Raw genomic sequence first — 13,282 nt, forward strand, 5'->3', positions numbered from 1 at the left:
TCATGAAATACGGTATTCTGATGTGACAAAACCTGAATCCTGGTCGTTAAAGTGTTTGTTTGCACTCATATTTTAACTGTTAGGACTCAGGTTTTTTTATTTAAAGCAAACTATGGGACAGCAGTGGCCCTAAGGCCCTCTTTTAAATGAATTTTCCAAGCAAATATTAACGCTTTAAATTCGACAATAGTGCTGATGTAATCGAAGTATTGACTGCTACCGCTTTGGCTTTTTTGGCTTTCTTCGATTTATCTTCTACACGCTCAATCTTGATGGCTTTATAGCGATCCCCATTCTGAACCACATTGAATTTTACCCGGTCATTGCGCTTCGGCTCACCTGAATCGGCGGGGAAATCCGAGATATGAAAAAATACCTCACCTTCAGGTGAAGAAATAAAACCAAATCCTTTTTCTGGATTGTACTGTTTTACTTTTCCTTGGTATTGCTCGGAAGTCATAAACGTCCCCTTCTGTATCTGTCAGTATTCAGTATATAAAAAAGAGGCTATAAAAGCCCCTTTTCTGTTCATTTTCAAAAATATTAATCTTTCTGAACTGAACCAAAAATCTTGTCACCCGCATCGCCCAGACCCGGAACGATATAACCATTTTCATTCAAGCCATGATCAATCGCTGCAGTAAAAATCACCACATCTGGATGAGCTTCTTCAACACGTTTAATGCCTTCAGGTGCAGCAACCAATACCATTACACGAATATCTTTACAGCCACTGGCTTTCAATACATCAATCGCAGCGACAAGAGAAGAGCCAGTTGCCAGCATTGGATCGATAATCATGGCAAGACGGTTTTGTACGTCTGGAACCAGTTTTTTATAATAAGTACGTGCCTGTAGGGTTTCTTCATCACGTTCCAGACCCAGTACAGAGACTTTGGCACTTGGAATCAGATTCAGGAAACCATCCAGCATACCAATACCTGCACGTAGAATTGGCACCACAGTAATTTTTTTACCTGCAATGCGGTCTACAGTCACCGGTCCGTTCCAGCCATCAATCTCATGTTCAACGACAGGAAGATCCTTGGTCGCTTCATAAGTCAAAAGCATAGTCACTTCCTGAGCCAGCTCACGGAAGTTCTTGGTACTAATGTCAGCACGACGCAGTAAACCGAGTTTATGTCGAATTAAAGGATGACGGATTTCATGGATTGCCACGGGAGAACACCTAGAAGGTTAAAGATAAATTTCCGCTATTATAAAGACTTTTCCGGATTTGTTTAACTAAAAAAGCCCCCAATCGTGGAGGCTTTTTTGTAATAACTTCAAACTTGCGCTGAATTAGTTAAAACCACTTTGAACCAAAGTGAAAATAAACTGTTGTAATTCAGGTGACATTGCGAAGAATGCATAACGAGACAGCGCAATGATTGGATCCGGATAAACACCAATCACCAGTACCAGTAATGCAACAAGCAATACCATGATACCGCCGACTTTTTGACCCCAGTGATTTACAGCGTCAAGACGTGGTGTTTCTGGTGGAGTCATATACATGACAACCATTACACGCAGGTAGTAGTACAGACCAATACCTGAACCCAGGATGACCATCGCAGCAAGGAACCAAGACTCGCCTGCTACCGCAGTTTTCACAACCAGGAACTTACCGATGAAGCCTGCTGTTAATGGAATACCTGCTAGAGATAGCATCATCACAGTTAATACAGCAGTCAATACTGGACGGCGCCAGAACAGACCGCGGTACTCCGCCAAGCTACCTGCTTCATCTGTATTGTTATACGGACTAGACATCAGCGTTACCACACCGAAAGCACCAATCGTAGTCAATACATAAGTAATAATATAGACGTTTACACTTTCAAAAGTCGCGAAACCTTGAACCTGTAAAAAGTCAGTATTACGTGCAGATACGATTGCAACCAGTACATAACCGAAGTGAGCAATTGAAGAGTATGCCAAGATACGTTTCAAGTTCACCTGTTTCACTGCAAGCAAGTTACCTACAATGATGGAAAGTACTGCAATCACGCTGATGATAGTTACGAAGCTATCTGACAGGATTAAGCCAGAAGACAATACATAACGTACGAACAGACCCAGCATTGCCACTTTAGACACAGTTGCAAGGAAAGTTGCAACTGGTGCTGGAGCACCTGCGTATACGTCTGGTGTCCATTTGTGGAATGGAGCCAGTGACAGTTTAAAGCCCACAGCGAATACGATCAGTGCCAGACCAATTACTACAGCAGGTTGACTGAATGCAGTTAACAGTTTGCCTGGTTCAGCGACAAAGCTTAGAGAACCTGTATATGCATAAACATATGCCATACCCATCAACAACATTGCAGATGCAGTTGCTGAAAGCACCAGATATTTCACACCTGCTTCAAGCGATTGAGAACGCTGATGTGTATACGCCAATAAGCCGTATACAGGGATCGACATGAGCTCAAGGCTAATGAAGAAAGATGCATAGTGAGAACTTGCCACCATCAGCATCGCACCGGCAACGGAGGTCAACATCAGGATATACAGTTCTTCACGGTTATCTTTATAGGTTTCAATATAAGCATGTGACAAGGTACTGCACGCCAGTGCAGCCACAATAATCACAAACTGGTACAGCATCGTAAACGGATCTACGAGGAACAGGTTCATTACATTAGCAGGTGCAAATTGACCCGCTAACAGAACGAACAGAATGTACAACGCCGCCAGGTTTAAACCAATGACTGTCGTAGTCGCAACTAAGTTATGGTTACGCTTAATTGCAGTAAGCAACATCACGACGATCGCAGTCAATGACACGATCATCACAGGTGCTAGAGGCATAAGCTCAGAAAAAGACATTGTGAAGTTCATGGCTTATTGGATCTCCACATTTTCAGCTGAAACGGCAGCTTGCTGCACAGCATCAGCTGCTTCAGACACAGGAATGTAGCTATTCGCTAACCACGCCATGCTTGAGTTAGAAACGTCAAGGAAGCTTTGTGGGTATAGACCAAGCCATGCTAGACCAAATGCACAGATCAGCAAAATTACCACTTCACGTGCATTTAAATCTTTTAACGGATTTGTGTAGTGCTGTTTTTGCTCTTCGTTTGGAACACCAAACAACGCTTTATGGATCAGAATCAAACCGTACAGACCCGCAAATACCAGGCTGATTGCAGCGAGGATTGTGAATGCAGGGAATTTACCGAATGAACCCATCAGGATCAGGAACTCACCAATGAAGTTACCTAGACCTGGAATACCGACAAGCGCCGCGATGAAGAACATCAGGAAGAATGCAAGGTATGGGAACTGACCACGAATACCACCCATCAAACGCATATCACGTGTATGAACACGTTCGTACACCTGACCACACATAATGAACAGCGCCGCAGATGACAGACCGTGAGCCAGCATCATGATCATCAGACCTTGGAAAGTCAGGATGTTACCTGCATAAATCGCAAGTAAAACGAAGCCCATGTGTGAAATAGATGTATACGCCAATAAACGTTTCATATCGGTTTGCTGGAAAGCACACCAAGCACCGTAGAAGATACCGATTAAACCGAAAATGATTGCGATGTCTGCAAACTGTGCAGAAGCCGCCGGGAAGAATGGAATTACGAAACGGATCAAACCGTAGGCAGCTGTCTTAATCAAGATACCTGCAAGGTCAACAGAACCCGCTGTCGGTGCTTGTGCATGCGCATCTGGTAACCAGCCGTGTAATGGGAAAACTGGAAGTTTTACCGCAAAACCGATGAATAAACAGATCATGAATGCATAAGCAACTGCTGGCGCTTGTGTATCCAGCATGTTCGCTACACCCATCAGGTAGTTGTAGTCGAAACGGATTTGACCAGTCATGGTGTAGCCTACAGTCACCAGACCGAGGATACCAATCAGCATGACTAAACCAGCCACCTGTGTGTAGATGAAGAACTTGGTTGCAGCATATACACGTGACTTGCCTTCTGCCCCTTTATGACCCCAAAGTGCGATCAGGAAGTAGATCGGCACCAGCATCATCTCCCAGAAGAAGAAGAACAGGAACAGGTCAATTGCCAGGAATACACCGATTACACCACCCAGAGACCATAAAAGGTTCAGGTGGAAGAAACCCACGTTTTTCTGAATCTCACCCCATGAACAGCCTACTGCCAGCACACCAAGGAGTGCAGTCAAGCCAACCATCAGTAAAGACAAACCATCCACTGCAAGGTGAATGTTAATGCCCAGGGTTTGAATCCAAGGCAATTTGAACTCGGCTGCCCACGTAGGAGCCGCACCGCCAAGTTCATAGTTATAAGTACCCGACTGCCAAAGGACGATGGTCAAGACCAGCGTTACTAACATACCAATCAGCGCGATATAACGCGGAAGGTGTTGGTCGAGTTTATCGACCAACCAGCAAATAAAACCTGCAATGAACGGAATGAGGATCAGAGCCGGCAAAATAATATTGTTTGGAGCTTCCATTTTATTTCCCCACTACCTGAATCACGAGCAAGATCATCAGTAGGACAACGACACCGAGCCCCATACTAGATGCATATTCACGCAGTGAACCTGTTTGACGCGAACTAGTAAAGCTATGACCACCTTTAACCAGTGCAGGCAGCACCAGCCAGAAGCCATCAATCGGATCACGGCCGAACAGTTTCGCGAAGAACAAATAAGGCTTCACAAAAACGATGTCATACAGCTTGTCAAAACCAAGTGCATTACGGCAGATGTTTGCAAGGCCCGCACCCAGAGAAGTTTTCGCAAAAGATTTCACAGCGTTGTAAGCAAAAGCAAACAGCACTACGCCAATTGCAAGACCTATCAGTGCAATACCTACTGCTGTGTATTCTGCAGTATGCATGCCATGTTCAAGCGCTTCCGGAATTTCAAATGCAGGAAGTTTAGCTGCATTTAAAATGCTTTCCACAGGTGCTTTTAATGCTGCACCAACGAAAGTTGAAAGTACTGCAAGAATTGCCAATGGACCCCAGTAAGTTACACCCTTGATTGCGTGGTAAGGTGTGTTTTCTTTACCGAAGAATACAACCCAGATCAGACGGAATGTATAGATCGAAGTCAGGAACGCACCGATTACACCCACCCAGTAAAGTGTGCTGTAAACTGCGATTGATTGGCCTTGTACCCATACCGCACCCAGGATTGCATCTTTTGAGAAGAAGCCCACAGTGATGAATGGAATTGCAGCCAATGCACCGCCACCAATGGCGAAACATGCAAACAGGAATTTGTTCTTGTAGAACAGACCGCCCATCTTGAAGATGTTTTGTTCGTGGTGGTAAGCCAGAATCACCGCACCAGAAGACAAGAATAATAATGCCTTGAAGAATGCGTGAGTCAGCATATGGAACAGACCCGCCTGGTATGCTTCAGCACCTACAGCCATAAACATATAGCCCAACTGACTCATAGTTGAGTAAGCCAGAATACGTTTGATGTCTGTTTGTACTAATGCAGCAAAACCAGCCACCAGCAATGTCACCGCACCAGTAATCGAGATGAACATCATTACTTCAGGTGCAAGTTCAAATACTGTGAACAGACGGCAGCACAGGTAAACACCCGCAGTTACCATTGTTGCAGCGTGGATCAATGCAGAAACAGGAGTCGGACCTGCCATCGCATCTGCCAACCATGTTTGTAACGGGATCTGCGCAGATTTACCAGCAGCACCTAGGAACAACATTAGTGCAGTCCAGATGGTTAATGATGAGCTTTGAGTCATCACAGTCGCAGCATTTTCAACGATGTACTGAGTATTCAGCGTACCGAATTGCTGGAACAGCAAGAACATGGCAATCAGCAGGAATACGTCACCAATACGGGTAACGGTAAATGCCTTGATCGCTGCCACACCGTTTGCAGGGTTTTGGTAGTAATAACCAATCAGCAGATAAGAACACAGACCTACACCTTCCCAACCCAGGAATAACAACGCCAGGTTGTCACCCAGTACCAGCAATAACATGCTTGCAACGAACAGGTTGAAATAAGAGAAGAAACGTGCGAAGTCTTGTTCACCGCGCATGTACCATGATGCAAAGATATGGATCAGGAAACCAACGCCTGTCACCATGCCCAGCATCAACAGAGACAAACCGTCCAGGTGCAGGCTGATGCCCGGTGCAAAACCACCGACATTGAACCAGGTCCAAAGAGGTTGCACCACCGCGGTAGAACCATTGTTGACAAAGTCCATACCCGCAATGAGTGCGAACAATGCCGATAACCCCACAGCCCCTACACCAATAATGGCTGCAACTGTTTCAGGAAGCTTATGACGCCCTGCCGCTAAAAGGACGAAGCCAATGAGCGGGAATAAAATTGTTAGATATAAATAACTCATCCGCGCATCTCACTAGCAGCATCCACATCCAGATGATGGAAGCGATGATAGAACTGAAGGACGATCGCAAGACCGATACACGCCTCTGCCGCAGCAAGAGTCAGAATCAGAATAAACATGATTTGACCATCAGGCTGTGCCCATGCACTGCCCGCCAGGACGAATGCCAAAGCAGCAGCATTCATCATGATTTCAAGGCTCATTAAAATGAATAGCAGGTTGCGTCGCACCATTACACCGTAAAAACCCAGTGCAAAAAGAATGGATGCAACGATCAAACCATGCTCTAAAGGGATGTTGCCCATTATTGTTGTTCCTCTTCTGCACCTGGTTCACGTTTACCCAAATGGAATGCTGCAACAAGTGATGCAAGCAATAACATCGCGGCAACTTCTACCAACAATAAGTATTGCGTAAAGAGTGATTGACCTACCGCTTTAGGACCGACCATTTCTGTGCCCATGACCATTGAAGGCTGCACGTAATCTGATTTAAGTACCCAAACCAAGATCAGACCAATCAGGAAGCTCATCAATGCCGGATAAGCCCAAGCCGATGAAGTCAACCATTTGCGTTCCTGAGCAACAGTCTGTTCGCCCAGGTTCAGCATCATTACCACGAACACGAATAACACCATGATCGCGCCAGCATAAACGATGACTTCAAGCGCACCCGCAAATGGTGCACCCACGATCAGGAACAGCCCTGCTACAGCAAGGAGTGAAACGATCAGGCTTAATAAAGCATGTACCGGGTTCGTGTTAGTTACCACACGAACCGTAGAGACGATGGCCACAAGGGCCATTAAATAAAATGGCCACATCATGGTAATAGACTCCGTACATCAACAGGCGCACTTTCACGCTGTGCCTGACCTTTGTCCTTACCAGCAACTGCCATACCGGTTACACGGTAGAAGTTATAGTCAGGATATTTACCAGGACCAGAAATCAGTAAGTGTTCTTTTTCGTAGACTAAGTCTTGACGAACATATTCGCCCAATTCGAAATCTGGTGTCATCTGAATCGCAGTCGTAGGACATGCTTCTTCACACATACCGCAGAAAATACAGCGAGAGAAGTTGATACGGAAAAATTCCGGATACCAACGACCATCTTCACGTTCTGCTTTTTGTAGTGAAATACAGCCTACCGGACATGCAACCGCACACAGGTTACATGCCACACAACGCTCTTCGCCATCTGGGTCACGCGTTAATACGATACGACCACGGAAACGTGGTGGCACGATTTCTTCGGCTGGCACTTCCGGATATAAAATGGTGTCACGTTTGCGCGTTGCATGGGTAAATACCATGAACAACGTACGAACGATTGACCCGAATCCAGCTAGAAATTTAAACATTTTGTTCTCCCTGCTGTCTTAGGCCTGATTCAACAGAATCACAGCACCAGTCACCAAAAGGTTAACCAACGCCAATGGCAAGCAAATTTTCCAACCAAAGTTCATCACCTGGTCATAACGTGGACGCATTAAAGAACCACGCGCCAATACAAACATCATTACGAAGAATGCTGTTTTAATAATGAACCAGAATGCTGGTGGAAGGAAATCAAGACCAAATGGTGCTAACCAGCCACCGAAGAACAGGGTTACGATCAATGCAGAGATCAGTACTACGTTTACGTATTCCGCAACGAAGAACATACCCCATTTCATACCGCCATATTCTACGTGGTAACCTTCCGCCAGTTCCTGTTCCGCTTCTGGTTGGTCAAATGGGTGACGGTGAGTTACCGCAACACCTGCAACCACGAAGATCAGGAAGCCTAAGAACTGAGGAATGATAAACCAGACATCTTTCTGTGCTTCTACGATTTCACGCATGTTGAATGAACCGGCAATTGCCACTACACCCATCAGTGAAATACCCAGGAACACTTCATAAGAAATAGTTTGCGCTGCTGAACGTAGACCACCAAGCAATGCGTATTTGTTGTTAGAAGACCAACCACCAAATAGTACTGCATATACCGCAATACCTGCCATTGCCATGAAGAACAACAGACCGATACTCATGTCTGCAACACCTAGATAAGGTGACACAGGAATAACCATGAACGACAGCACCGCAGTTGCCATCGCAACTGCTGGAGCCATACGGAAAGTCAATTTATCGGCAAATTTTGGTGTCCAGTCTTCCTTGAACATGATTTTCAGCATGTCGGCAACAATCTGGAACATACCGCCCGGACCTACACGGTTCGGACCGTAACGGTCTTGCCACAAGCCGAGTAAACGACGTTCAATAAAAGACATCAACGCAGCGATCAGTACTACAACCAGTAAGATCACGATCGCTTGAAGTACTGAATAGGCGATTGGCCAGTTTTCAGCCCACAGCGGCGTTTGACGGATTAATTCTTGTTCCATGAATTACGCTCCTACCGCGACTGAAACAGGCTCTGCAAGAGATACCGTTGGTGCAAGACCAATTGGGTAGCCAATATAACCTGTTGGTAAGTATTCAATCACTTGTACAGGAAGAACGATTGAAGTCTCGCCTGCTTTCACAGTGATCTTCTGACCGTCTTGCAGGTTCAAGCGTGTAGCATCCTGTTCGCCCACTGCAAATACTGCATCCGGAATACGTGATTCCATGGCAGGTGTTTTAATGGTGAACTCGCCAGATGCAAAGATGTGATGCATTGGTACCAGACGGAAGCTTTCAGCATTTACGAGCACAGGGGCTGGTGCGACGAAGCTACGCGCTGGACGCTTTGGTAAACGGTCGAATAAACGAACGCCTGAATCACCGCCTTTTAAGTGACCGCCCACTTCATCCTGGTATTTGTTCCAGGCTTGTGGTGAGTTCCAGCCTGCAGACCAGGCAAATGGAATCAGTGGAGATGGTGTTTCATTACCCACATAACCTTCCATAGAGAATGTTAATGCAGAATCGATATCGGTTGGCTGTTTCGGCTCGTGGACAGACAATGGCGCACGCATCGAAGTACGGCCTGAGTAACGACGTGGTTCACGTGCCACTTTCAGACCATGTACACGGAAGCCCGCATCAGGTGCAACATCCAGAATGCCTTCCAGCGCTGGAATGTTTTTTGCCACTGACTCGATCACGTCATCCAGCAAAGTCCAAGAAATCGCTTTGCCTTGTACGCCTGTTTCCAGTGCGTGTAACCAGCGCCAAGATTCTTTGATTGCCAGTTCCGGGTTGTAGTAGTTAGGGTCATACACTTGATAGAAACGTTGTGCACGGCCTTCTTGAGAAACGACAGTACCATCACCTTCAGCAAATGAGGCAGCAGACAATACGATGTTCGCTTTCTTCACAGTCGCAGTTTCAGAGTGATCCAATACGATCACCTGTTTGCCTGCAAGCGCAGCATCAACCTGAGCCGCTGGTAAACGACGGTAAAGATCGTTTTCTACAATTAGGACAGTGTCATAGTCTTGTGCAAATGCTTGCTCAAGGCTTTGACCACCGAAGATTGCCAGCCCCATTGAGTTCACTTCAGGAACAGTCAAGGTCAAGCCCGCATTACCCAGGTTTTGTGCTACTTGTGCAGCAGCTTCCATGATGGTTGCGTCTTGTAGACTTGTACCAGAGATGATCAGTGGTTTCTTGGCAGCTTTCAGCGTATCTGCAATGGTTTGTGCAAATGCTTTCGCATCGTCATCAAGACCAGTTATGACTTCACCTTTCACACCCGCAGCAATCGCGAAGCCTAAACGTGCGATGTCATTTGGAGAAGCAACCACTTCACCTTCCGCAACGTCAGACAAACGTGTTTGTGTTGCAGCCAGAATGTAAATCGGAGATTTCGCATCTTGGGCAATACGTTGTACAGGTTCAGCCAGCCATTCTTGGGTACGGCGCTCTGCAGCCATTTCCTTGCCTTTATTTTTCGCAGCTTGGCGAACAGATAAAGCCATACGTGGCGCAGTTTGAGTCAGATCTTCACCCAGAATGAGTACCGCATCATAGCTTTCGATTTCACGCATGTTCGGGTTATAAACACCTTCGGTTTGCATGATCGATGCAGCCAGGTCAACCAAATTTTGCTCTTTTTGAGCCATACCGGTTGAGTAATTGTCTTGACCAACTAACTCACGTAGTGCGAAGTTAGCTTCAAGCGATGCACGTGGTGAACCGATCCCCAGTACTTTTTTGCCTTGGATTTTCGCAATTACGGTATCCAATGCTGTATCAACAGAAACAGTTTCTACATTCGTGCCAGTACGGAACTGTGGCTGACGCGGACGGTCTTTACGGTTTACATAACCGGTACCGAAACGGCCTTTATCGCACAGGAAGTATTGGTTAACTTCACCGTTGAAACGGTTTTCAACGCGACGAAGCTCACCATAACGCTCACCTGGAGAGATGTTACAACCTGAAGAACAGCCATGACATACGCTTGGTGCGTACTGCATGTCCCATTTACGGTTATAGCGTTCTGAGTGAGTCTTATCGGTGAATACACCAGTCGGACAAACTTCAGTCAGGTTACCTGAGAATTCAGATTCCAAAGTACCTGATTCCGGACGACCGAAATAAACGCGAGAAGCGTTTGCATATACGCCGAAATCCGTACCGCCCGCATAGTCTTTGTAATAACGAACACAACGGTAACATGCGATACAACGGTTCATCTCGTGCGCAATGAACGAACCAAGTTCTTGGTTGTAATGCGTACGCTTGGTGAACCGGTAACGACGACGGTCATGTTGTGTCATCACAGTCATATCTTGCAGGTGACAGTGGCCACCCTCTTCACAGACTGGACAATCGTGCGGGTGATTGGTCATCAAGAATTCAACAACAGAAGCACGGAAATCTTTTGCTTCTTTGTCTTCAATCGAGATGTAGGTATTGTCAGCAGCCGGTGTCATACATGACATGACCAAACGACCACGCGTATCTTCTGGATTCGCGTATTGAGTCACAGCACATTGACGGCAAGAACCGACAGAACCTAAGGATGGATGCCAACAAAAGTATGGGATGTCGATGCCAAGACTCAAACATGCTTGCAGCAAGTTTTCCGAGCCGTTGACTTCATACGATTTTCCATCGACATGAATTGTAGCCATAGTCGAATTCCTTAAGCTTGTTCTACGTTGCGGGTTTGAGCGGCAGCATTTACGACTTTCGCTTCAAATTCGCCACGGAAATGTTTGAGTGCGCCCATTAACGGTTCCATAGCACCTGGTGCGTGAGCACAGAAAGTTTTACCAATCCAAAGCTTACGAGTCAGTTCTTGTAAGTGATCGATATCTTCTTTCTTGCCAGTACCATCTTCAAGTGCTTTAAGCGCTTTCACCGCCCAAGGTAAGCCATCACGGCAAGGTGTACACCAGCCACATGATTCACGCGCAAAGAATTCTTCGAGGTTACGGGTTGCTGAAACCATACATTGAGTTTCATCAACCACCATCAATAGACAGGTACCTAAACGTGAACCTGCTTTCATGATGCTTTCCGCATCCATCGGAAGATCGATATGCTCGGCAGCCAGGAAGTCAGTTGATGCACCACCGGGTAACCATGCTTTCAGCTTCAGGCCGTCACGCATACCACCGGCATGTTCTTCAATCACTTCACGTGCAGTGGTACCGAATGGCAGTTCCCATAGACCTGGGAATTTCACCTTACCTGAAGCACCATAAATTTTTGTGCCAGGATCTTTCGATTTACCTGCAGACAGACCGATGTACCATTCTGGACCACGCAACATGATGGCTGGCAAGTTGTTGTAGGTCTCTACGTTGTTCACGATCGTAGGACGACCCCAAGCACCTGCAACCTGCGGGAATGGCGGTTTGGTACGCGGGTTTGCACGGCGACCTTCAAGCGAGTTAATCAATGCAGTTTCTTCACCACAGATATAACGACCCGCACCGGTATGCACGTGTAACTCGAAGCTCCAGCCAGAATCCAGGATGTTGTCACCCATGTAACCTTTGGCACGAACCTGCTCAAGTGCTTCGTTCAGGTACTTCGCCGCTTCGATGTATTCACCACGGATGAAGATATAACCTTGAGTTGCTTCAAGGGTATAAGCTGCAATCAGCATACCTTCGATCAGCTGATGCGGAAGATCTTCCATCAACAGACGGTCTTTGAAGGTACCTGGTTCCATCTCATCGGCATTACAAATCAGGTAACGTGGACCTGAATTGTCATTTGGCGCCATCAGCGACCATTTGATCCCTGCCGGGAAGCCTGCACCACCACGACCTTTTACGGTTGCAGCCTTTACAACTTCCAGCACTTCTTTCGGTGTCATAGACAGGGCTTTTTTAAAGCCTGCATAGCCTTCAAGCGCTTCATAGTCATCGACATGACGGACATTTGCTTGTTTGCTTAGACGCCAAGTCAGTGGATGCGTTTCCGGGTTACCGTCGCCATAAATTGGTTTTGGTTCGGTATTCATACATACTTCTCCAATAACTGTTTAATTGATGTTACTTCCACGAGACCGTGAGTATCTTCATCAATCATGAGGGTTGGACCTTTATCACAGTTACCTAGGCAGCAAATTGGAAGCAAGGTAAAACGGCCATCCGCTGTGGTTTGGCCGAACTGGATACCCAATTCACGCTGGAATGCTTCTGCTAAAGTCTCCGCACCCATCAAGAAACATGCAATTGAGTCACACAGTAAAATTACGTGACGACCCACTGGCTGACGGTAAATACGGTTATAGAACGTTGCAACCCCTTCCAAATCGGCAAGGCTCATGCTGAGCATTTGCGCGATGGCATTCATTTGAGCATCGTCTACCCAGCCATTACGGCGTTGTACACACTTCAGCGCATCAAGACACGCTGCACGTGGGTAAGGGTAATGCCCAATGTGATGTTCAATTTCGTGGATTTCTTCCGAAGTTAAAATCCCTTCAACATTCACACGTGGCTTTTTATCAGTCAAAATCATCATAA

Annotated in this window: 12 protein-coding genes; all 12 read right to left on the reverse strand. The window is 46.3% G+C overall.

The features are described 5' to 3' along the window. Positions 1-166: 166 nt before the first annotated feature. Positions 167-460: a cold shock domain-containing protein gene (locus FTV25_RS12545; RefSeq protein WP_004785065.1), complete on the reverse strand. Its 294-nt coding sequence runs from the start codon at positions 458-460 to the stop codon at positions 167-169. A gap of 83 nt (positions 461-543) precedes the next feature. Beyond that, positions 544-1,179 carry a uracil phosphoribosyltransferase gene (gene upp / locus FTV25_RS12550; RefSeq protein WP_004785068.1) on the reverse strand — a complete coding sequence of 212 codons (636 nt, stop codon included), beginning with the start codon at positions 1,177-1,179 and terminating at the stop codon, positions 544-546. Between the two features lie 123 nt (positions 1,180-1,302). Further along, positions 1,303-2,847: an NADH-quinone oxidoreductase subunit NuoN gene (gene nuoN / locus FTV25_RS12555; RefSeq protein ID WP_004785070.1), complete on the reverse strand. Its 1,545-nt coding sequence runs from the start codon at positions 2,845-2,847 to the stop codon at positions 1,303-1,305. Between the two features lie 3 nt (positions 2,848-2,850). Continuing rightward, entirely contained in the window at positions 2,851-4,464 is a 1,614-nt protein-coding gene (gene nuoM / locus FTV25_RS12560; protein ID WP_004785072.1) for an NADH-quinone oxidoreductase subunit M, read from the reverse strand. Position 4,465: 1 nt separating this feature from the next. Next, the gene (gene nuoL, locus FTV25_RS12565; RefSeq protein ID WP_179993295.1) at positions 4,466-6,355 is read right to left on the reverse strand and encodes an NADH-quinone oxidoreductase subunit L; all 1,890 of its coding nucleotides are present in this window, start codon (positions 6,353-6,355) and stop codon (positions 4,466-4,468) included. Next, entirely contained in the window at positions 6,352-6,660 is a 309-nt protein-coding gene (nuoK, locus tag FTV25_RS12570; protein ID WP_004280769.1) for an NADH-quinone oxidoreductase subunit NuoK, read from the reverse strand. The genes nuoL and nuoK overlap by 4 nt, the downstream gene beginning before the upstream one ends. Continuing rightward, positions 6,660-7,178 (reverse strand): NADH-quinone oxidoreductase subunit J, encoded by a 519-nt coding sequence (gene nuoJ / locus FTV25_RS12575; RefSeq protein ID WP_171056685.1) that lies wholly within the window; start codon positions 7,176-7,178, stop codon positions 6,660-6,662. The genes nuoK and nuoJ overlap by 1 nt, the downstream gene beginning before the upstream one ends. Beyond that, the gene (nuoI, locus tag FTV25_RS12580) at positions 7,178-7,720 is read right to left on the reverse strand and encodes an NADH-quinone oxidoreductase subunit NuoI (protein ID WP_004785079.1); all 543 of its coding nucleotides are present in this window, start codon (positions 7,718-7,720) and stop codon (positions 7,178-7,180) included. The genes nuoJ and nuoI overlap by 1 nt, the downstream gene beginning before the upstream one ends. Before the next feature lie 18 nt (positions 7,721-7,738). Next, positions 7,739-8,749: an NADH-quinone oxidoreductase subunit NuoH gene (gene nuoH / locus FTV25_RS12585; RefSeq protein WP_004785081.1), complete on the reverse strand. Its 1,011-nt coding sequence runs from the start codon at positions 8,747-8,749 to the stop codon at positions 7,739-7,741. A gap of 3 nt (positions 8,750-8,752) precedes the next feature. Continuing rightward, complete coding sequence (gene nuoG, locus FTV25_RS12590; RefSeq protein WP_180004039.1) at positions 8,753-11,431, reverse strand: NADH-quinone oxidoreductase subunit NuoG; 2,679 nt, start codon at positions 11,429-11,431, stop codon at positions 8,753-8,755. Between the two features lie 11 nt (positions 11,432-11,442). Continuing rightward, complete coding sequence (gene nuoF, locus FTV25_RS12595; protein WP_180004037.1) at positions 11,443-12,774, reverse strand: NADH-quinone oxidoreductase subunit NuoF; 1,332 nt, start codon at positions 12,772-12,774, stop codon at positions 11,443-11,445. Next, entirely contained in the window at positions 12,771-13,280 is a 510-nt protein-coding gene (gene nuoE, locus FTV25_RS12600; RefSeq protein ID WP_004785086.1) for an NADH-quinone oxidoreductase subunit NuoE, read from the reverse strand. Before nuoE ends, nuoF begins: the two co-directional genes overlap by 4 nt. Between the last annotated feature and the right edge of the window lie 2 nt (positions 13,281-13,282).

Origin of the sequence: Acinetobacter sp. YH12249, assembly GCF_013417475.1 — a bacterium.
Classification (GTDB): Bacteria; Pseudomonadota; Gammaproteobacteria; order Pseudomonadales; family Moraxellaceae; genus Acinetobacter.